The sequence below is a fragment of the Paenibacillus sp. PL2-23 genome, assembly GCF_040834005.1.
GTDB lineage: Bacteria > Bacillota > Bacilli > Paenibacillales > Paenibacillaceae > Pristimantibacillus.
Genome location: NZ_CP162129.1, coordinates 5,072,010 through 5,093,519 on the forward strand (window position 1 = coordinate 5,072,010; position 21,510 = coordinate 5,093,519).

The following is a 21,510-nucleotide window of genomic DNA, read 5'->3' on the forward strand; positions in this document are numbered from 1 at the left end:
GTTTTTGCATAAAAGATTAAAAAGCCGAATCCCGGTCGGGGACTGGCTTTTCATCTGCTGGGAATATTGGATGGGCCGTCGCCATCTGTTTCTTCAATAATACTGCTGCATATACTTCCGGCCGCTGTCAAACATCGTGATCCTTTAACCCAACACCACGCGGTCATCGGCCATCTTCTTGCCGCTGATTTGCTCGAATTCGCCAAGCAGTCGTTCCACGGTGAGGTCCTTCTTGCGATCCTCGTCGACCTGGAGGATGATCTTGCCCTTGTCCATCATAATGAGACGATTGCCGAGACGGATCGCCTGCTCCATGTTGTGCGTGACCATAAGCGTCGTCAGGCTCAGCTCGCGGACGATGCTTTCCGTTAAAGTGGTGACGAGCTCAGCGCGCGCCGGATCCAGAGCAGCTGTGTGCTCGTCCAGCAGCAGAATCTGGGGACGAGTGAACGTCGCCATCAGCAGGCTCAGCGCTTGCCGCTCCCCGCCGGATAGCAGACCCACCTTGGCGCCCATGCGATTCTCCAGGCCAATGCCGAGACGGCTCAGCTCATTCCGGAAGATTGTGCGCGTCTTGCTGCCTGCGCCGATGGAGAAGCCCCGTTGCTTGCCGCGCTTGTAAGCGATCGCCAAATTCTCTTCGATCGTCATACGCGGGGCGGTGCCTGCCATGGGGTCCTGAAAGACGCGGCCGATCCACTGGCTCCGCTTGTATTCCGACAGCTGGCTTACATCCTGGCCATCAATGAAAACTTTGCCTGCATCAGGCTTCATGACGCCAGAGATAATATTCATAAGCGTGGATTTCCCCGCGCCGTTGCTGCCAATCACCGTGACGAAGTCGCCTGGCTTAAGATGAAGGTTCGCGCTTAGAAGCGCTATTTTCTCATCTACAGTTCCGGGATTAAACAGCTTGGATACATGCTCAATCTTCAGCATTAACGGCCACCCCCGCTATTGGAGCCAAGAGATGCCAGCACCTCTGACGTTCTCTTCTTCGCCATTTTCTTCATTTTGTACGCGGCCCTTAACGTTGGCACGACCAGCGCGCCAATAATGATGATAGCCGTAATCAGCTTCAGATCCTGCGCCTGCATCCCTGGGACGCGCAAGGCGAGGGCATAAATGATCCGATAGATGATCGCGCCAATAACGACGGCCAGCGTCGCTCTAAATATCGTTTTGGCCCCCACAATCGCTTCACCAATAATAACCGAGGCAAGACCGATCACGATCATCCCGATGCCCATGCTGTTGTCCGCATATTTCTGATAATGTGCAATGAGAGCGCCTGAACTAGCCACAAGTGCATTGGACAACGCGATACCAATAATCGTCGTTACATCGGTATTAGCGCCAAAGCTGCGTATCATCCGTTTGTTGTCACCGGTTGCGCGCAGACTTAATCCCAGATCTGTCTTGAAAAACAGGTCCAGCATAAATTTCACCAATACCGCCAATACAACGGCAAGGATAAGGGGCTCAAGATGATCGAAGAGATTGGCTTCATTCCGAAGCGAAACGTTTGGTTTGCCGAGTATCCGAAGGTTAATGGAATACAGGGCAATCATCATAATAATCCCGGACAACAAGCCGTTGATTTTTCCCTTTGTATGCAGCAGTCCTGTACAGGTCCCCGCAGCCGCTCCACCCATGAACGCGCAAATAATCGCCAGAAAAGGCGGAGTACCGCTAATCGTCATAACGGTTCCAATTGCCGCCCCTGTCGTAAAGCTCCCGTCAACGGTCAAATCCGGGAAATCCAAAATTCGAAAAGTTATATATACGCCAAGTGCCATCAGAGCGTACAACAACCCCTGCTCAATGCCGCCCATTAAGGATACAAGCATGAGGCTTTCCTCCTTCTATCATAGGAATGGGGTGAACCGATTCCGCTCACCCCACTCGCTCAATTGTTGATGTTATTCAATGATGTTATTTTCTGCATCCTTCACATACGCCTTCATGGCGTCAGTAACCTCAATACCCTGCTCTGCAGCTGCTTTGAGATTGAAGATAAAATCGAGCTTTTGCGGTACAGAAACGTCCATATCGCCCGGGTTTTTGCCCTTCAGGATCTCAACCGCCATTTGACCGGCTTCATAGCCATGATCATAATAGCGGAATCCAACCGTGGCGAAAGCGCCCTTCTCTACCGTATCACGGTCAGCGGAGAAAAACGGAATGTCGTTCTCATTGGCAATTTCAATGATGCTATCCACGCCGCCCACAACCATATTATCCAGCGTAATATAGATCGCGTCGACACGTCCGACAAGCGAAGTCGCTGCCGTCTGAATATCGGAGCTGTTCGCCACTGGCGCTTTCACAAGCTCGATGCCATGCTTGGCCAGCGCTTCTTCAGCAATAGCGCTCATGACTACTGCGTTGGCTTCGCCTTCATTAATAACAAGTCCTACCTTCTTAACGGATGGGAACTCCTTCGCAATGAAGTCCATCGTCTGTACAATCGCATCCGGATTCGTATCCGCTGCGCCTGTTACATTGCCGCCTGGCGCCGTCAGCTGCGGCACGATGCCCGCATCAACAGGATCCGTGACAGCCGCGAATAGGACCGGCTTGTCCTTCACTTCATCTACAAGCGCTTGAGTGGTTGGAGTGGCAATTCCGAACGCCAGATCCACATTGGCCGATGCTATCTTCTGGGCAATGGTCACCACGTTAGCGGCTTCTCCTTGCGCATTGTTGTAATCAACCTTCAAGTTTTTACCTTCTTCAAACCCTGCGTCCTTCAGAGCCGCCAGGAAGCCGTCTCTTGTCGCATCCAAGGATGGATGCTCCACGATTTGCGAGATTGCGATTGAATACGTTTGTCCTTCGGCGCCGGCGTTGCCCGAAGCTTGTTCTTCATTCTCCGTGTTCCCTTTGCCCGCATTGCCGCCGCAAGCCGCTGTTACCGTCATCAGGGAAGCAAGAGCCAATCCTAGCCAAAATTTCTTTCTCAATTGAATAACCCCTCTCAACATCTTTTCTGTTGCAAAATAGCAAACATACTGCAAAGCTTTGTCGCTTTCCGACGCTAAAGTATTAATGCATCAATAAATAATTCCCTTTTTTTAGCGAAAAAAAAGATTTTATATAAACTTTATTAATATCTTAATTGTAGTATTGTCTTCCGTCAATGCAAAATTCCATGTTAAATGCTGCTAGCGCTTGGTGGAGAAAATGGCAAGAGCCCTCACCGAAGTGAGGGCTCTCCCAGCCAATGCGGCCTGACGGCCGCGTATGGACTATTTCAGGATTGTTGCAACAGCGCCAGCGCCTACAGTACGGCCGCCTTCACGGATGGAGAAGCGAGTGCCCTCTTCAACCGCGATTGGAGCGATCAGTTCAACTGTAACAGTGATGTTGTCGCCAGGCATAACCATTTCTGTACCTTCTGGCAGGTTGATGATACCTGTAACGTCAGTTGTACGGAAATAGAACTGTGGACGGTAGCCAGTGAAGAAAGGCTTGTGACGGCCACCCTCTTCTTTAGTCAGAACGTAGATTTGAGCAGTGAAGCTAGTGTGTGGCTTAACGGAACCCGGTTTTGCAATTACTTGTCCGCGCTCGATGTCTTTACGGTCAACGCCGCGAAGAAGTGCGCCGATGTTGTCGCCAGCTTGAGCGGAGTCCATAAGTTTACGGAACATCTCAACGCCAGTTACAACGGATTTGCGAGTTTCTTCTTGAAGACCGATGATTTCAACTTCGTCGCCAACTTTAACCGTACCACGGTCAACACGGCCAGTTGCTACTGTACCACGGCCAGTGATTGTGAATACGTCCTCGACAGGCAGAAGGAAAGGCTTCGCTGTGTCGCGCTCTGGAGTTGGGATGTAAGTGTCAACTTGCTCGAACAGCTCAACGATTTTGTCAGCCCAAGGACCGTCTGGGTTTTGCAAAGCTTCACGAGCTGCGCCGCGGATGATTGGAGTGTCATCGCCTGGGAAGTCGTATTCGGACAGAAGGTCGCGAACTTCCATTTCAACCAGCTCAAGAAGCTCTTCGTCTTCAACCATGTCGCATTTGTTCAGGAATACAACGATGTAAGGAACGCCTACTTGGCGGGAGAGCAGGATGTGCTCGCGCGTTTGCGGCATTGGGCCGTCAGAAGCGGATACAACCAGGATCGCGCCGTCCATTTGAGCCGCGCCAGTGATCATGTTTTTAACATAGTCGGCGTGACCAGGGCAGTCAACGTGAGCGTAGTGACGGTTAGGAGTCTCATACTCAACGTGAGCTGTGGAGATCGTGATACCGCGCTCGCGCTCTTCTGGAGCTTTGTCGATTTGGTCGAACGCGATAGCCGCGCCGCCGTATTTTTTGGAAAGTACAGTCGTGATCGCAGCAGTCAAAGTTGTTTTGCCGTGGTCAACGTGACCGATTGTACCGATGTTAACATGCGGTTTATTACGTTCAAATTTTGCCTTAGCCATTGAACTGAATCCTCCTCAATATATCTTGATTTTGTATGTGTGGGCCGGCACCGAGAGTGCTGAGCACACCTGATGACGGCCAATTGCAAACTTAAGCTATCAGCATGACTTGAGTATTACTCAGCGCTGCCTTTATGCTTAGCAATGATCTCTTCAGAGATCGACTTCGGAACTTCCTCGTAGTGGGAAAGCTCCATTGAGAATACGCCGCGTCCCTGTGTACCGGAACGAAGTGTCGTGGAGTAACCGAACATCTCGGAGAGAGGCACCTTAGCACGGATAATCTGCGCACCAGCGCGGGAATCCATACCCTCGATGCGACCGCGGCGGGAGTTCAGCATGCCCATAACGTCGCCCATGTACTCTTCTGGAACAGTAACCTCTACCTTCATGATTGGCTCAAGAAGGACAGGCTTACATTTTTCTTTCGCAGCCTTAAGCGCCAGGGAGCCCGCGATCTTAAACGCCATCTCGGAGGAGTCGACGTCATGGTAGGAACCATCGACAACGGTAGCTTTGATATCAACGAGCGGGAAGCCGGCGATTACGCCGTTCTTCATGGACTCTTCAATACCAGCCTGGATTGGAGCGATGAATTCACGTGGAATTGCGCCACCCACAACCTTGCTTTCGAAGATAAAGCCTGTACCAGCCTCTTGTGGTTCGAACTCGACCCAACAATGACCGAACTGACCTTTACCGCCGGACTGACGAACGAATTTACCTTCAACTTTAGCCGCAGCGCGGAAAGTCTCACGGTATGCAACCTGAGGCTTACCTACATTCGTTTCTACTTTGAATTCACGAAGCATACGGTCAACGAGGATTTCAAGGTGAAGCTCACCCATACCCGCGATAATCGTTTGGTTCGTTTCTTCGTCTGTATACGCACGGAATGTTGGATCTTCCTCAGCGAGCTTGGAGATCGCAACGCCAAGCTTGTCTTGGTCTGCTTTCGTCTTAGGCTCAATCGCGATTTGGATAACCGGTTCAGGGAAGTTCATCGATTCAAGTACAATCGGGGACTTCTCTTCACACAGCGTATCGCCAGTCGTTGTATCCTTCAGACCTACCGCAGCAGCGATATCGCCTGCGTATACTTCCGAAATCTCTTGACGGCTGTTCGCGTGCATCTGCAGAATACGTCCGATACGCTCGCGCTTGTTCTTCGTTGCATTCAGAACATAGGAGCCGGATTTCAGGATACCGGAGTATACGCGGAAGAACGTCAGGCGTCCTACGTAAGGGTCCGTCATGATCTTGAATGCCAGAGCCGAGAACGGCTCGGAATCGGAGGATTGACGTACCGCTTCTTCGCCATCTTCAAGCGTACCTTTGATAGCTGGTACGTCTACTGGCGCAGGCAAGTAGTCAACAACCGCATCCAATACCAATTGAACGCCTTTGTTACGGTAGGAGGAACCTGCAACAACCGGGAAGATTTTAACTTCGCAAACGCCTTTACGAAGAACAGCCTTCAGCTCTGGAATTGTAATTTCTTCGCCTTCCAGATACTTCATCATCAGCTCTTCGTCCAATTCAGCGACCTTCTCTACCAGCTCTTGACGAAGCTCTTCAACTTGGTCAGCATACTCGGCAGGAATTTCGGATTGAATTGGCTCTTTGCCAAGGTCATCCTTGTACGTGTAAGCCACACGCTCCACAAGGTCAATTACGCCGATGAAATCGGACTCAGCGCCCATAGGAAGCTGAATCGCAACAGCATTGGCTTGAAGACGCTCACGCATGTCTTTAACGACATTCAGATAGTCCGCGCCAATGATGTCCATCTTGTTAACGTAAGCAATCCGCGGAACGCCGTAACGGTCAGCTTGACGCCATACCGTCTCGGACTGAGGCTCAACGCCTTCTTTCGCACTGAAAACACCAACGGCCCCGTCCAATACGCGAAGGGAACGTTCAACTTCAACTGTGAAGTCAACGTGACCCGGAGTATCGATGATATTGATGCGGTTACCTTTCCATTGAGCGGTTGTTGCGGCAGACGTAATTGTGATGCCGCGCTCTTGCTCCTGCTCCATCCAGTCCATCGTCGCTGCACCTTCGTGCACCTCGCCGATTTTGTGGGTACGACCAGTGAAGAACAAGATCCGTTCAGTTGTCGTGGTTTTACCAGCATCGATATGCGCCATGATACCGATATTACGCGTATTTTCCAAGGAGAACTCTCTTGCCATGAATATGTCTCCTCTCGATTATGGTTATCCTACCAGCGGTAGTGAGCAAACGCTTTGTTCGCTTCTGCCATTTTGTGTGTGTCTTCGCGCTTCTTAACGGATGCGCCAGTGTTGTTGGAAGCATCCAGAATCTCAGCAGCCAGACGCTCTGTCATCGTTTTCTCGCCGCGGTTACGCGAGTAGTTCACGAGCCAACGAAGACCAAGAGCCGTACGGCGCTCAGGTTTAACCTCGATTGGTACTTGGTAGTTAGCGCCGCCTACACGGCGAGCTTTAACCTCAAGAACCGGCATGATGTTTTTCAATGCTGCTTCGAACACTTCCATTGGATCTTTACCGGAACGCTCTTGGATCAGCTTGAAAGCATCGTATAACAGCGTTTGTGCAGTACCTCTCTTGCCGTCGATCATAATGCGGTTGATCAGACGAGTTACCAGTTTGCTATTGTAAACCGGATCCGGCAGCACATCGCGTTTCGTTACAGGACCTTTGCGTGGCATGTAAAGTCCCCCTTTCTTCTCATAGTAACTTGTTCTAGCTTGTTATTAACCCGTTCGGGTTATACCATTACTTCTTAACTTTAGGACGCTTCGTACCGTATTTGGAACGAGCTTGGTTACGGTTGTTCACACCCGCTGTATCAAGCGCGCCGCGAACGATATGGTAACGTACGCCCGGAAGGTCTTTAACACGACCGCCGCGGATCAGAACGACGCTGTGCTCTTGAAGGTTATGACCGATACCTGGAATGTACGCAGTAACCTCTACACGGTTAGTCAAGCGTACGCGCGCGTATTTACGAAGCGCGGAGTTCGGTTTCTTCGGAGTCATAGTACCTACACGAGTGCACACACCGCGTTTTTGAGGCGCGCTGATGTCAGTCGCTTCACGTTTCAATGCGTTGAAACCTCTTTGCAAGGCTGGCGATTTCGATTTAACGACCTTCGCTTGACGACCTTTGCGAACGAGCTGGTTGATTGTTGGCATGTTGCCACCCCCTTCCACATATTTATGTCTTTATAATGGTAGACATTTCACCCAAGTTTTAAGCCCACAGAGCCAGGCGGTTCATAATTTATCAAAACAATTCCCGAGCCTGGGCGTCAGGCACACTTCGATATATTATCACTTTGGCAATAGGCGTGTCAAGCATAATAGTCATTGTTTTTTGTCAGGTTGTCCAATTTACAATATTATAACTAAAGCGTGCTGGGATCCCGGTATATCACATAGCTTTTATGCTTCATTTGCAGGATATTGGGCTCCCTATATGCGAGCACGAAGCTGAATGGAAATGGTGTCGTCATAAATGAAACCTCCTCCGGCATCTCCGTTCTTCATTGAAAACAGGCTTACTATTTCAGAGACGCCGGATTCATTAACAAGGTTGCATCTGCATCTTGATTAACTTTTTGATATTGCTTGCTCATCCTTAACCGCGCCATTGTCATACACAACATGCGTCATGCTGACGCCTCCGAGCACCACAATAGCCTCTGTTCTCTCATCGTCCATATAATATACCTTTCGGTCGATGCCGCTGCCCCCCTGCCAATCTGGAGCTCCCGCTATAGCGTTCAAGTCTTCGACGATCGTCCCGGCAGCTCCACCCTGCTTCACGATCTTCTCGGCATCGCTCAACGTTAACCGTGCTTGGTCATACGGCAGCAGCCCCACGACGATTAGAGCATCGCGCGTCCACGCTCCGATTCCCATGCTGTCGTCCGCCTCCAGCCGCTGCAGCGCGGTTCGCTCGTCCGAGCTCTCCGCCAAGGCGTAGAAAGCGTCGTAATCCTCCATGTGTGCAAGCGCGATCAATTCCTCCCGGTCCGAGCCCTCCGCCTCGTTGGGATTGCCCTCTAATACATAGGAGAACAGCGCAAGTACAATTAGCGCACTCAGAAATATAAGATTGGATTGATAATCTCTCATCCGATTACCTCCTCACCATGACTGCTACCAGTATATGAGCAAATCGCCCTCCGGTTGATTCAATGACCAAGCCAATAACAAAAAAAGCGACACATGGCCTGCTCGTTGTCTGCAGAGACCATGTGTCGCTTCATATAGAGCCGTTAATGAATACGGCTGACCTTATTTATTCTACTACTACAGCTTCCGTCGCTTCATTCAGCTCCGCGGATTCTACAGCTTCCTCTTCCAGTCCAGCAAAACGAATGTTGCGGTAGCGCTGCATGCCCGTGCCTGCCGGGATCAGCTTACCGATAATAACATTCTCCTTCAGACCGAGAAGCTGGTCGACCTTGCCTTTGATCGCGGCATCCGTCAGGACACGAGTTGTCTCCTGGAAGGACGCTGCGGACAAGAACGAATCCGTCTCAAGGGACGCCTTCGTAATACCGAGCAATACCGGCTTTGCCACCGCAGGCTCCTTGTCGGCGAAGATGGCTTCGCTGTTAGCTGCTTCGTATTCATGCATGTCTACGAATGCGCCTGGGAGCAGCGTCGTATCGCCCGCGTCTACGATGCGGATCTTGCGAAGCATCTGCTTAATCATAACCTCGACGTGCTTGTCGTTGATCTCAACGCCTTGGTTACGGTATACGCGCTGTACTTCCTGCAGAATGTAATTCTGTACGCCGCGGATGCCCTTGATGCGAAGCATATCCTTCGGATCGATGGAGCCATCCGTCAGCTCGTCGCCCGCCTCGATCTGCTGGCCTTCCGTCACGCGGATACGCGAGCCGTAAGTAACAGCATACACCTTGGACTCAGCTTCGCCTTGCACTTCGATTTCGCGGCGGTCCTTCGCCTCGCGAATTTCCTTCACGACGCCGTCGAGCTCGGAGATAATCGCTTGGCCCTTCGGATTACGAGCCTCGAAGAGCTCCTGAATACGCGGAAGACCTTGCGTGATGTCATCGCCGGCAACGCCGCCCGTATGGAACGTACGCATCGTGAGCTGTGTGCCCGGCTCGCCGATGGATTGCGCCGCGATAATGCCAACCGCTTCGCCAATCTCAACATGCTTGCCAGTCGCCAGGTTACGGCCGTAGCAGATCTTACATACGCCGTGACGCGCGCGGCAGCTAAGCACCGAACGAATCTGCAGACGTTCAACGCCGGCAGTAACAATCGCTTCCGCTTTGTTCGAATCGATCAGCTCGTTCCGATTCACGATGACCTCGCCGGTCTTCGGATCGCGAACTGTCTCGAACGCGTAGCGGCCTTCAATACGATCGTACAGATCCTCGATAACCTCTTTGCCGTCTTGAATCTTCGCGACGGAGAAGCCTTTGTCCGTGCCGCAGTCGTCTTCGCGAACAATAACGTCTTGCGCGACGTCTACGAGACGACGTGTCAGGTAGCCGGAGTCAGCCGTACGAAGGGCTGTATCCGCCAGACCTTTCCGCGCGCCGTGCGTCGAGATGAAGTACTCGAGTACCGTCAGGCCTTCGCGGAAGTTCGATTTGATTGGCAACTCGATGATTCGGCCGGACGGATTCGCCATCAGACCGCGCATGCCGCCGAGCTGGGTAATCTGCGATTTGTTACCCCGTGCTTTGGAGTCCACCATGAGCATGATGTTGTTGTAACGATCCATCGATCTCATAAGGATTTCGGTGATCTCGTCTTTACATTTGCTCCAGATGCCGATGATTCGGTCATAACGCTCTTCGTTCGTAATCAGACCGCGGCGGTACTGATTCATAACGGTAGCAACCTTCTCGTCGGACGCTTTCATAATCTCCACTTTTTCCTTCGGAATGATAACGTCGGATACACCGATCGTGATACCCGCTTTGGTGGAATAAGTGAAGCCCAGCTGCTTAATGCGGTCAAGCGTAATTGCCGTAAGCGTCGTGTGATACTGACGGAAGCATTCGGCGATAATCGTACCGAGGTAGTCCTTGCCTACCGCGCCCGCAGTTGGAAGCTCCTCCATAAACTTCTGAAGATCGGAGCCCTTCTCGTACACGAAGTACTTGTCAGGCGTGCCTTGCAGAAGGTTCACTTTGGTCGCTTCGTTGATATATGGGAAATCCTCTGGGAAGATTTCGTTGAAGATGACTTTGCCGACCGTTGTCGCCATCAGGGAAGCTTGCTGCTGCTCTGTGAAGTTTGTTTTCTTCAGCACCTTCACCGGAATGAAGATACGGGCATGCAGCGAAACGATGCCGCGCTGATATGCGGAGATCGCTTCGTTCACAGACGCGAACACAGAGCCCGAGCCTTTGGCTTCCTTGTTGTCCATCGTCAGATAATACGATCCGAGAACCATATCCTGGGATGGTGTAACAACCGGCTTGCCGTCCTTAGGGTTCAAGATGTTGCCCGATGCCAGCATAAGCAGACGGGCTTCCGCTTGCGCTTCCGCAGAGAGCGGAACGTGAACGGCCATCTGGTCACCGTCGAAGTCGGCATTGTAGGCCGTACATACGAGCGGATGCAGCTTGATTGCGCGTCCCTCAACCAGAATCGGTTCGAAAGCCTGAATACCGAGTCTATGCAGTGTGGGGGCACGGTTCAGCAGAACCGGATGCTCCTTGATGACTTCCTCAAGCACATCCCATACCTCAGGGCTGACGCGTTCAACTTTGCGCTTCGCGCTCTTGATGTTATGGGCGAGGCCTTTGTTGACCAGCTCTTTCATAACGAACGGCTTGAACAGCTCAAGCGCCATTTCCTTCGGAAGTCCGCACTGGAACATCTTCAGGTTCGGTCCAACAACGATAACGGAACGACCGGAGTAGTCAACCCGTTTGCCCAGCAGGTTCTGACGGAAACGTCCCTGCTTACCCTTCAGCATATGGCTGAGCGATTTCAGCGGACGGTTGCCCGGACCTGTGACCGGACGGCCGCGGCGGCCGTTGTCGATCAGAGCGTCAACCGCTTCCTGAAGCATACGTTTCTCGTTCTGTACGATAATGTCAGGAGCGCCCAGATCAAGCAGACGCTTCAGACGGTTGTTACGGTTGATGACACGGCGATACAGATCGTTCAGGTCGGAGGTCGCGAAGCGTCCGCCGTCCAGCTGTACCATCGGACGCAGCTCCGGCGGGATGACCGGCAGCACATCAAGGATCATCCATTCCGGCGCGTTGCCGGAGTTGCGGAATGCCTCGATCACTTCAAGGCGCTTGATTGCGCGGTTACGGCGCTGGCCTTGAGCCGTACGCAGCTCTTCCTTCAGCTGCTCAAGCTCGCGTTCAACATCGATATCCTGAAGCAGCTTCTTCACCGCTTCGGCACCCATTCCAGCTTGGAAGCCGTAGCCGTATTTCTCGCGGTAGCTGCGATATTCCTTCTCGGACAGGAGCTGTTTCTTCTCCAGAGGCGTATCGCCTGGATCCGTCACAACATAAGATGCGAAATAGATAATTTCCTCCAGAGAACGAGGAGACATATCCAGCGCAAGACCCATACGGCTCGGGATGCCTTTGAAATACCAGATATGGGATACCGGAGCGGCAAGCTCGATATGGCCCATCCGTTCACGGCGCACCTTCGCGCGCGTCACTTCAACGCCGCAACGATCGCAGACGACGCCTTTGTAGCGTACGCGCTTATATTTGCCGCAATGGCATTCCCAGTCCTTGGTCGGTCCGAATATCTTCTCGCAGAAGAGACCTTCCTTCTCAGGCTTGAGCGTTCTGTAGTTAATGGTTTCCGGCTTCTTGACTTCTCCGCGGGACCACGAGCGAATTTTATCCGGCGAAGCCAGACCAATTTTCATATACTCGAAGTTGTTCACGTCCAACAAGGAGCAACCCTCCTTCGTCATGTATGACTGTGTCTTATCAGAAGCTGAACTCCAACCGTGGCCCTGTATGCATACGGCCGCGGCTGAAGCTCAGTCCTCCGTTATTTATTCAACGCCTGCTTCAGCGCCTTCTAAATTAAGATTGAGCTTATCGCCCGTAGCTTCGTCGTCATCGTCAATTTCCTTCATTTCGATCTCTTCTTCGTTCTCGGTCAGGATCTTAACGTCCATACCCAAGCTTTGAAGCTCCTTGATCAAAACCTTGAACGACTCCGGTACGCCTGGCTCCGGAACATTCTCGCCCTTGACGATCGACTCGTACGTCTTCACGCGGCCGACCACGTCATCGGATTTGACGGTAAGAATCTCTTGAAGCGTGTAGGCTGCGCCGTACGCCTCAAGCGCCCAAACCTCCATCTCGCCGAAGCGCTGTCCGCCGAACTGGGCTTTACCGCCGAGAGGCTGCTGCGTAACGAGTGAGTAAGGACCCGTCGAGCGGGCATGGATTTTGTCATCGACCATGTGCGCCAGCTTGATCATATACATGACGCCTACCGTCACTTCGCGCTCGAAGCTCTCGCCGGTACGTCCATCGTACAGAATCGTTTTGCCGTTACGCTGCATGCCGGCTTCTTCCATCGTATCGAATACGTCGTTCTCGCGAGCGCCGTCGAATACAGGAGTAGCGGCATGAATGCCGAGACGCTTGCACGCCATGCCAAGGTGAACCTCCAGCGCCTGGCCGATGTTCATCCGGGACGGTACGCCGAGCGGGTTCAGAACGACCTCAACAGGCGTTCCGTCCGGCAGGAACGGCATATCCTCTTCCGGCATGATACGCGCGATAACACCCTTGTTACCATGGCGTCCTGCCATCTTATCGCCTTCAGAAATCTTACGCTTCTGTGCGATATAAGCGCGAACCAGCTGGTTCACGCCCGGCGGCAGCTCGTCGCCGTTCTCGCGGGTGAACACCTTCACGTCTACGACGATACCGTCCGTACCATGCGGAACGCGGAGTGACGTATCGCGAACCTCGCGCGCCTTCTCGCCGAAGATCGCATGAAGCAATCTTTCCTCGGCTGTCAGCTCCGTTACGCCCTTCGGCGTTACCTTGCCGACGAGAATATCGCCAGCGCTGATCTCAGCGCCTACACGGATAATGCCGCGCTCGTCGAGATTGCGAAGAGCCTCTTCGCCGACGTTCGGAATATCGCGTGTAATCTCCTCAGGTCCCAGCTTCGTGTCGCGGGCTTCGGATTCGTATTCCTCGATGTGAATGGACGTGTACACGTCTTCCTTCACCAGCTTCTCGCTCAGGAGGATGGCATCCTCGTAGTTGTAGCCTTCCCACGTCATAAACGCTACGACGACGTTGCGGCCCAGAGCCAAGTCGCCCATTTCGGTCGAAGGACCGTCGGCCAGAATGTCGCCCTTCTTGATGACGTCGCCCTTACGGACGATAGGACGCTGGTTGATGCACGTGCCTTGGTTGGAACGCATAAATTTGTGCAGCTTATGCTTGACCAGATCCCCGTTCACCGGCTTGCCGTCGATCATCTCGACGCGGCGCAGCCAGATCTCGTTCGCGGACGAGCGTTCGATGACACCGTCATATTTGGATACGATACAGACGCCGGAATCCTTGGCTGCCTTGTGCTCCATGCCCGTGCCGACGAACGGCGCCTTCGGAATAAGGAGCGGAACGGCCTGCCGCTGCATGTTCGATCCCATCAGGGCGCGGTTGGAGTCGTCATTCTCAAGGAATGGAATGAGCGCTGTCGCAACCGATACGACCTGCTTAGGCGATACGTCCATGTAGTCGACGCGGTCGCTTGGCATCGTCAGGATGTTGTCTGCCTGCTTCTTGTAACGCACGATCGTCTGCGCTTGCGCGAACTTGCCTTCTTCGGTCAGCTCCGCGTTCGCTTGCGCGATAACGTAGTTGTCCTCTTCATCGGCAGTCAGATAAGCGATCTGCTCCGTGACGATTCCCGTCTTGGGATCTACCCAGCGATATGGCGCCTCGATGAAGCCATATTCATTGATGCGGGCGAAGGTCGACAAGGAGTTGATCAAGCCGATGTTCGGACCCTCTGGCGTCTCGATCGGACACATACGGCCGTAGTGGGACGCATGGACGTCTCGGACCTCGAAGCCCGCGCGCTCGCGCGTCAGACCGCCCGGTCCAAGCGCGGACAGACGGCGCTTATGCGTAAGCTCAGCCAGCGGATTCGTCTGGTCCATGAACTGGGACAGCTGGGACGAGCCGAAGAACTCCTTGATCGAAGCGATAACCGGACGTATGTTGATCAGCGCCTGAGGCGTAATCGCGTTCGCGTCCTGAATCGACATTCTCTCGCGTACGACGCGCTCCATACGGGATAGACCGATACGGAACTGATTCTGCAGCAGCTCGCCTACAGAACGCAGACGACGGTTGCCCAGGTGGTCGATATCATCCGTGCTGCCAACACCGTGCAGCAGGTTGATGAAATAGTTGATCGAAGAGATAATGTCCGCAGGCGTAATATGCTTAACGGACTTATCGATGATGCCATTGGCGATGACCTTGATCACCTTCGTATCATCCAGCGGCGAGAATACACTAATCGCCTGCAGTGGAATACTATCGGCATCCAGGACGCCGTTGGCGACATGGTACGTCTTGAAGCCCACGTTCGTCTCCAGCTTCTCCAGAATCTCATCCAGGAGACGACGGTCAATCATCTGTCCCGTCTCGGCGATAATCTCGCCAGTGGACGGATCAACCAGATTCTCCGCAAGACGCTGATTGAACAGACGGTTCTTGATGTGGAGCTTTTTATTTATTTTGTAACGGCCGACATTGGCCAGATCATAGCGTTTCGGGTCGAAGAATCGCGCGACCAGAAGGCTCTTCGCGTTGTCCAGCGTTGGAGGCTCGCCCGGGCGCAGACGCTCGTAAATCTCGATGAGCGCTTTCTCCGTGGAATCCGTGCTGTCCTTATCCAGCGTGTTGCGAATATACTCATCATGGCCGAGCAGATCCAGAATTTCAGCGTCTGTGCCGAATCCTAGCGCACGCAAAAGCACCGTTACCGGTATTTTCCGGGTCCGGTCAATACGAACGTAGATGATATCCTTGGCATCCGTCTCAAGCTCCAGCCAAGCGCCGCGGTTAGGGATAACCGTAGCCGTGTACGTTTTCTTCCCGTTCTTATCAACCTTCGTGCTGAAGTACACACTTGGGGAGCGAACCAATTGGCTGACGATAACGCGTTCGGCGCCGTTAATGATAAACGTGCCCGTCTCCGTCATAAGCGGGAAATCGCCCATGAACACTTCTTGTTCCTTAACCTCGCCCGTTTCCTTGTTGAACAGACGTACCTTTACGCGTAGTGGAGCAGCGTATGTAACGTCGCGTTCTTTTGATTCATCCACCGAATATTTCGGCTCGCCCAAGCTGTAGTCGATAAACTCAAGCGATAGATTACCCGTAAAGTCCGAGATCGGCGAGATATCCTGGAACAATTCGATCAAATCGTTGTCCAGAAACTTCTCGTACGATTTTTGTTGGATTTCAATCAGGTTCGGGACTTCCAGCACCTCTTTGATCCTTGCGTAGCTTCTCCGCTGACGCCGACCATACTGAACAAGTTGTCCTGCCAACTTAACCTCACCCCTCATGTCTGTCTCCCAGCATCGATATTTACTGCGTTACCCTAGGACGGCCCAAGCCGCACTTTAGATAAATAAAGAAAAGCCCTTATCGAATATGTTCGAAAAAAGAGCATGTTCCGGCAGCTTACCGCACGCAGCGCGAGCATCGCGGTCTCATATCAAGTAATTTTGCCCAAAATGTAAACATTATACGTCAAATGCCAATAAAATATGCATTTTCGCGCTCAAAAATTACACTTGACATTTTAGTTAACTAAAGAGATTTCAAGCAATTTTATGCTGACATTTTATAATACTACCATATTCAAAATGTCAAGTCAAATTATTTCTAGCGATTTTCAACCTTTTTTTTGCGCTCGGAAGATTCGATAGCCTTTGTCCTTCGTAACCTCATCCACTTCTCCAAAAATAGCTTCAAGCTTTTCGTACGCGGACGGAGCGCCTTGCTTCTTCTGAATGACAACCCACATGACGCCGCCATCGGCCAGTAGCTCATAGCCCTCTTCAAAGATCCGATGCACAACGGCTTTGCCGGCCCGAATAGGCGGATTCGTCAGGATCGCATCGAAGCAATCACCCCGCACAGCTTCGAACAGATCGCTTTGGCGGATCGTAACGTTCGCAATCCCGTTGAGCCTAGCATTCTCCTTCGCCAATTCGACGGCTCTCTCATTAATATCGATCATCGTCACATGACCGCCAGCAGCAAGCTTCGCTGCCGTAAGCCCGATGGGTCCATATCCGCAGCCTACATCAAGCACCCGGTCATTCTCTCTCAGCTCCATCGCTTCAATGAGAACGCGGCTTCCATAATCGACTCCCGCCTTGGAGAATACGCCCGCATCCGTTACAAACTTCAATTCATAGCCTCTCAGCTTGTCCCCATGGGTTTGACGGTTATGTGCCGTGCCCGGCGTCTTCGAATAATAATGATTCGACAAGTCTCGTCCTCCTTGACCGATATGACCTGCAACATACAACGAACCCCTTGAAACCTGAAGGTTTCAAGGGGTTCGTCAGCCTCGGACCGCAGGAAGCGAGCCGAGACTGGCTAAGTCCGTGCTATTACTTCACTTCTACAGCTGCGCCAGCTTCTTCAAGCTTAGCTTTTACGCCGTTAGCTTCTTCTTCGCTAACTTTTTCTTTGATTGCTTTTGGTGCGTTGTCAACCAGGTCTTTTGCTTCTTTCAGGCCAAGACCAGTGATTTCGCGAACTACTTTGATAACGTTGATTTTGGAAGCGCCAGCGCTTGTCAAGATAACGTCGAATTCTGTTTGAGCAGCAGCTTCAGCAGCGCCGCCGCCAGCTACTACTGCAACTGGAGCTGCAGCTGTTACGCCGAATTCTTCTTCGATTGCTTTAACAAGATCGTTCAGTTCAAGAACAGTCATACCTTTGATTGCTTCTAGGATTTGCTCGTTAGACATGGTATATACCTCCGAAAATTGGTTTAGTTTTTTTATAACTCAATTATGAAGCTGGCCTGAGGCCTGGCTCCAGCAAAGCTGTAATCTTATGCGCCAGCTTCTTGTTTCTCTCCAACCGCTTTAACCGCAAGCGCGAAGTTGCGCATTGGAGCTTGAAGCACGCTGAGGAGCATGGAAAGCAAGCCTTCGCGGGAAGGAAGCTCTGCAAGCGCCTTGATTTCGTCAGCGCCTACCACTTTACCTTCTACAACGCCGCCCTTCAGCTTCAGAGCGTCGTTCTTCTTCGCGAAATCGTTCAGGATTTTCGCAGGAGCAACAGCGTCTTCTCCGCTGAATGCTACCGCTGTAGGTCCTGTAAGAATGTCGTTCAGCGACGTCAGTTCAGTACCTTCCGTAGCGCGGCGAACGATGGAGTTCTTCAGAACTTGGAACTCTACGCCTGCTTCGCGAAGCTGCTTACGCAGCTCAGTCACTTGCGCAACGTTCAGTCCGCGATAGTCGGCAATAACTGTGCTCGGGCTCGAAGTGATCTTCGACGCGACCAAAGCAACCGCTTCTTGTTTCTCTTGGATGATCTTAGCGTTAGCCAAACTGTACACCTCCTGTAATAGTTATACATCCCGTGTATGTGATGAGTATTCCTCTCCTATGGTGCATGAGAAAGGCCTTCGCGGACAAAGCGAAGGCCATGATGTCGTCACACAATTGCGGCAGGCAAGCTGCCGCGAACTCGGACATTTTATCATAACACCTCGGTAGGAAATTAAGTCCTCTCGGACACCTACTGTCTACGGTATGCGTGTTCGATTGTGAATCGGGTTCTCTCTCCGTCTTAACGGAACGATGCAGTCGAGACGCGAGCGCCAGGACCCATTGTGGAGGAAACCGCGATGTTTTTCAGGTAAACGCCTTTGGCAGCAGCCGGTTTCGCGCGAACCAGGGCGTCGATCAGAGCTTTCAGGTTTTCGTTCAGCTTCTCAGCGTCGAACGAAACCTTGCCGATTGGAGCGTGGATTTGACCCGCTTTGTCCAGACGGTACTCGATCTTACCTGCTTTGATTTCTTGAACGGCTTTCGCAACGTCGAACGTTACGGTACCTGCTTTCGGGTTCGGCATAAGGCCTTTACCGCCCAGGATACGGCCGAGCTTACCAACTTCAGCCATCATGTCCGGCGTCGCTACGCAGACGTCGAATTCGAACCAGCCTTGTTGGATTTTGTTGATCATGTCAGCATCGCCAACATAATCAGCGCCAGCAGCTTCCGCTTCTTTCACTTTTTCGCCTTTAGCGAAAACGAGAACGCGCTTAGTCTTGCCTGTGCCATGCGGAAGTACGACAACGCCGCGTACCGCTTGGTCTTGTTTACGAGGGTCTACACCCAGACGTACTGCTACTTCGACGGACTCGTCGAACTTCGCTGTCGCCGCCTTCTTCACAAGCTCAATCGCTTCTTGAGGCTCGTAGCTTGCTTCGCTGTCAATCAGCTTCGCTGCTTCTACATATTTCTTGCCGTGTTTAGCCATTGTAAGTTCCTCCTTATGTGGTTATAACGGTTCATCCCGATTTCGGAATGATCCTCCCACCTCGCGAAGCCTATGCTTCGCCAAGCGAGATGTCCGAAGACATCCGAATGCATTCGCCCTAATCGGCGAAGGCCGTATTAGTCAACGATCGTTACGCCCATACTGCGAGCTGTACCTTCAACCATACGCATTGCCGCTTCAACGGAAGCTGCGTTCAGGTCTTGCATCTTACTTTCTGCGATTTCGCGAACTTTGTCACGCTTCACAGTAGCGACCTTCTTCTTGTTCGGTTCGCCCGAACCCTTCTCGATACCAGCTGCTACGCGGAGCAATACTGCTGCCGGCGGCGTCTTCGTCTCGAAAGTGAAGGAACGGTCTTCGAATACAGTGATCACGACTGGAATAATCAGACCTGCCTGATCCGCTGTACGAGCGTTGAACTCCTTACAGAATGCCATGATGTTAACGCCTGCTTGACCGAGCGCCGGACCGATTGGAGGAGCCGGATTCGCTTTGCCTGCTGGAACTTGCAGCTTGACCATCTTGATGACCTTTTTTGCCATGATTCACACCTCCTTGCCTTAATATACAAGCGTGACCGCTTGCTTCCGGAAACCGGATAGTTATATCTTCTCCACTTGAGTGTAGTCCAGCTCAAGCGGGGTTTCCCTGCCAAACATGTTTACATGGACTTTCAGCTTCGCTTTGTCAAGCAGAATCTCTTCCACCGAACCTACAAAATCAGCGAACGGACCTACTTTGACGCGAACGGTTTCCTTAAGCTCGAATTCGATCTTCGGCTTCGGCTCTTCCATGCCCATGTGTTTCAGAATCTGATCCACTTCATCAGGCAGCAGAGGAGTAGGTTTGGAGCCAGATCCCGTCGACCCTACGAATCCCGTTACACCAGGCGTATTCCGAACAACGTACCACGAATCGTCGGTTTGAACCATCTCTACTAGAACGTAGCCAGGGTAGACCTTGCGCTGAACGGTTTTTTTCTTCCCGTCCTTCTCTACCACTTCGTCCTCCATAGGAACGAGCACGCGGAAGATCTTATCCTCCATGCCCATCGATTCAACCCGGCGCTCCAAGTTGGTTTTCACCTTGTTCTCATAGCCGGAGTAAGTGTGCACGACATACCATCTTTTTTCCATCAATAATCCACCTTTGGTCCCTTCTTAGACAATCAGCTGAACCAATTCCGAGATCCCGATGTCAAGAAGCCAGAAGTAAATCGTCACCGCGATAACCGTGAAGAACACGATTAAGGAATAGCTGGTGAGCTCCTTACGACTTGGCCAGCGAACCTTCTTCAGCTCCGCCCAGCTGTCGGCAAAAAAACTAAACGTCGTACCAAAGCCTTGCTTCAGTCTCGCCAAAAAAGCCACGGTAACACCTCCAATGGACTATCGCGTCTCGCGATGAGGAGTTTGCTCGTTACAGAACTTGCAAAACTTCTTCAACTCGATGCGATCGGGGTGATTGCGTTTGTTCTTTGTTGTCGCATAGTTTCTCTGTTTGCAGTTTGTGCATGCCAACGTGATGATTACCCGCACCCGAATTACACCTCCCGAACTGCTTAAAAATACGAATCATGAAGCTCTATATGAATTTCATTGATTCCATCGCCAATACGAAAAAAACCTCGAATTTCAGGCCTACCTAAACACTTTATCACAGCGCTAACACCATGTCAACGAAAGATGTCGACTTCGAGCCCTGCGAAATAATGGCACCGCGATCCCGGATTGGATGCTACCAGTATAGCCTCATACATGCGCTTTAAAACCAACGGACTGCCAGCCCTCCCCGAAAAAGCGAGACAAAGCCGCAGTCCGTTATAATCGCTATCGCTACACGTTGCCGAAATCGCGTACTTCCAAATACTTCTCCAGCTTGCGCTTCACGCGCTGAAGAGCGTTGTCGATGGACTTGACATGTCTGTCGAGATCCACGGCAATCTCCTGATAAGATCTTCCGTCCAGATAGAGCATCAGCACCTTGCGCTCCAGATCGCTCAGTATCTCGGACATCTTGTCCTCCAGGCCGACAAATTCTTCTTGATTAATAATCAATTCTTCGGGGTCGGACACTCGGTTGCCGCAAATGACGTCTAGCAAAGTTCTGTCGGAGTCCTCATCATAGATGGGCTTGTCTAACGAAACATAAGAATTAAGAGGAATATGCTTCTGCCGGGTAGCCGTCTTGATCGCTGTAATGATCTGCCTGGTGATGCACAGCTCAGCGAAAGCCTTGAAGCTGGCCAGCTTGTCCCCTTTGAAGTCGCGAATCGCCTTATACAAGCCGATCATGCCCTCCTGCACGATATCCTCGCGGTCTGCACCGATTAGAAAGTAGGAACGGGCCTTCGCTCTCACAAAATTCTTATATTTGTTAATCAAATACTCCAGCGCTATGCTGTCGCCGTGACGGACCGCCTCTACAATGTCTTCGTCTGCGCTGCACTCATATTCGAGCGTACTCCACTCTTTGAGGTCGATACTCACGTCTATCCCTCCGGCCTGC

Annotated in this window: 19 protein-coding genes and 1 other annotated feature; all 19 genes read right to left on the minus strand. The window is 52.0% G+C overall.

All coding sequences use genetic code 11. The features are described from left to right. Window positions 1–144: 144 nt before the first annotated feature. Window positions 145–939 carry an ABC transporter ATP-binding protein gene (locus AB1S56_RS22555; protein WP_340870937.1) on the minus strand — a complete coding sequence of 265 codons (795 nt, stop codon included), beginning with the start codon at window positions 937–939 and terminating at the stop codon, window positions 145–147. Continuing rightward, entirely contained in the window at window positions 939–1,850 is a 912-nt protein-coding gene (locus AB1S56_RS22560) for an ABC transporter permease (protein ID WP_340870938.1), read from the minus strand. Before AB1S56_RS22560 ends, AB1S56_RS22555 begins: the two co-directional genes overlap by 1 nt. A 72-nt stretch (window positions 1,851–1,922) precedes the next feature. Further along, window positions 1,923–2,966, minus strand: coding sequence for an ABC transporter substrate-binding protein (locus AB1S56_RS22565; RefSeq protein WP_340870939.1), 1,044 nt, complete (start codon window positions 2,964–2,966; stop codon window positions 1,923–1,925). A 285-nt stretch (window positions 2,967–3,251) separates the two neighbouring features. Further along, window positions 3,252–4,442, minus strand: coding sequence for an elongation factor Tu (gene tuf / locus AB1S56_RS22570; protein WP_340870940.1), 1,191 nt, complete (start codon window positions 4,440–4,442; stop codon window positions 3,252–3,254). Window positions 4,443–4,558: 116 nt separating this feature from the next. Next, window positions 4,559–6,640: an elongation factor G gene (gene fusA, locus AB1S56_RS22575; RefSeq protein WP_340870942.1), complete on the minus strand. Its 2,082-nt coding sequence runs from the start codon at window positions 6,638–6,640 to the stop codon at window positions 4,559–4,561. A 29-nt stretch (window positions 6,641–6,669) separates the two neighbouring features. Then, complete coding sequence (gene rpsG, locus AB1S56_RS22580; protein WP_087570303.1) at window positions 6,670–7,140, minus strand: 30S ribosomal protein S7; 471 nt, start codon at window positions 7,138–7,140, stop codon at window positions 6,670–6,672. 67 nt (window positions 7,141–7,207) lie between these two features. Beyond that, window positions 7,208–7,627 (minus strand): 30S ribosomal protein S12, encoded by a 420-nt coding sequence (gene rpsL / locus AB1S56_RS22585; RefSeq protein ID WP_119602809.1) that lies wholly within the window; start codon window positions 7,625–7,627, stop codon window positions 7,208–7,210. 417 nt (window positions 7,628–8,044) lie between these two features. Continuing rightward, on the minus strand, window positions 8,045–8,572 hold the full coding sequence (locus AB1S56_RS22590) for a hypothetical protein (protein WP_340870944.1): 528 nt from the start codon (window positions 8,570–8,572) through the stop codon (window positions 8,045–8,047). Window positions 8,573–8,738: 166 nt separating this feature from the next. Next, window positions 8,739–12,365 carry a DNA-directed RNA polymerase subunit beta' gene (rpoC, locus tag AB1S56_RS22595; protein WP_340870945.1) on the minus strand — a complete coding sequence of 1,209 codons (3,627 nt, stop codon included), beginning with the start codon at window positions 12,363–12,365 and terminating at the stop codon, window positions 8,739–8,741. Window positions 12,366–12,470: 105 nt separating this feature from the next. After that, window positions 12,471–16,034, minus strand: coding sequence for a DNA-directed RNA polymerase subunit beta (gene rpoB, locus AB1S56_RS22600; protein WP_340870946.1), 3,564 nt, complete (start codon window positions 16,032–16,034; stop codon window positions 12,471–12,473). A 332-nt stretch (window positions 16,035–16,366) separates the two neighbouring features. Then, a complete protein-coding gene (locus tag AB1S56_RS22605; protein ID WP_340870948.1) occupies window positions 16,367–16,969 on the minus strand; it encodes a class I SAM-dependent methyltransferase in 603 nt (200 codons plus the stop codon). Window positions 16,970–17,093: 124 nt separating this feature from the next. Further along, a complete protein-coding gene (gene rplL / locus AB1S56_RS22610) occupies window positions 17,094–17,456 on the minus strand; it encodes a 50S ribosomal protein L7/L12 (protein WP_340870949.1) in 363 nt (120 codons plus the stop codon). A gap of 86 nt (window positions 17,457–17,542) precedes the next feature. Then, entirely contained in the window at window positions 17,543–18,046 is a 504-nt protein-coding gene (rplJ, locus tag AB1S56_RS22615) for a 50S ribosomal protein L10 (protein WP_340870950.1), read from the minus strand. A gap of 57 nt (window positions 18,047–18,103) precedes the next feature. Further along, window positions 18,104–18,268, minus strand: a sequence feature (ribosomal protein L10 leader region). Window positions 18,269–18,288: 20 nt separating this feature from the next. After that, window positions 18,289–18,981: a 50S ribosomal protein L1 gene (gene rplA, locus AB1S56_RS22620; RefSeq protein WP_340870951.1), complete on the minus strand. Its 693-nt coding sequence runs from the start codon at window positions 18,979–18,981 to the stop codon at window positions 18,289–18,291. A 137-nt stretch (window positions 18,982–19,118) separates the two neighbouring features. After that, entirely contained in the window at window positions 19,119–19,544 is a 426-nt protein-coding gene (gene rplK, locus AB1S56_RS22625) for a 50S ribosomal protein L11 (protein ID WP_119602820.1), read from the minus strand. Between the two features lie 60 nt (window positions 19,545–19,604). Continuing rightward, window positions 19,605–20,138: a transcription termination/antitermination protein NusG gene (gene nusG / locus AB1S56_RS22630; protein WP_340870953.1), complete on the minus strand. Its 534-nt coding sequence runs from the start codon at window positions 20,136–20,138 to the stop codon at window positions 19,605–19,607. A 24-nt stretch (window positions 20,139–20,162) separates the two neighbouring features. Next, a complete protein-coding gene (gene secE / locus AB1S56_RS22635) occupies window positions 20,163–20,372 on the minus strand; it encodes a preprotein translocase subunit SecE (RefSeq protein WP_257451618.1) in 210 nt (69 codons plus the stop codon). Between the two features lie 18 nt (window positions 20,373–20,390). Then, window positions 20,391–20,540 (minus strand): 50S ribosomal protein L33, encoded by a 150-nt coding sequence (rpmG, locus tag AB1S56_RS22640; protein WP_082967189.1) that lies wholly within the window; start codon window positions 20,538–20,540, stop codon window positions 20,391–20,393. A 297-nt stretch (window positions 20,541–20,837) separates the two neighbouring features. Next, window positions 20,838–21,491: an RNA polymerase sporulation sigma factor SigH gene (gene sigH, locus AB1S56_RS22645; RefSeq protein ID WP_340870954.1), complete on the minus strand. Its 654-nt coding sequence runs from the start codon at window positions 21,489–21,491 to the stop codon at window positions 20,838–20,840. Window positions 21,492–21,510 lie beyond the last annotated feature (19 nt).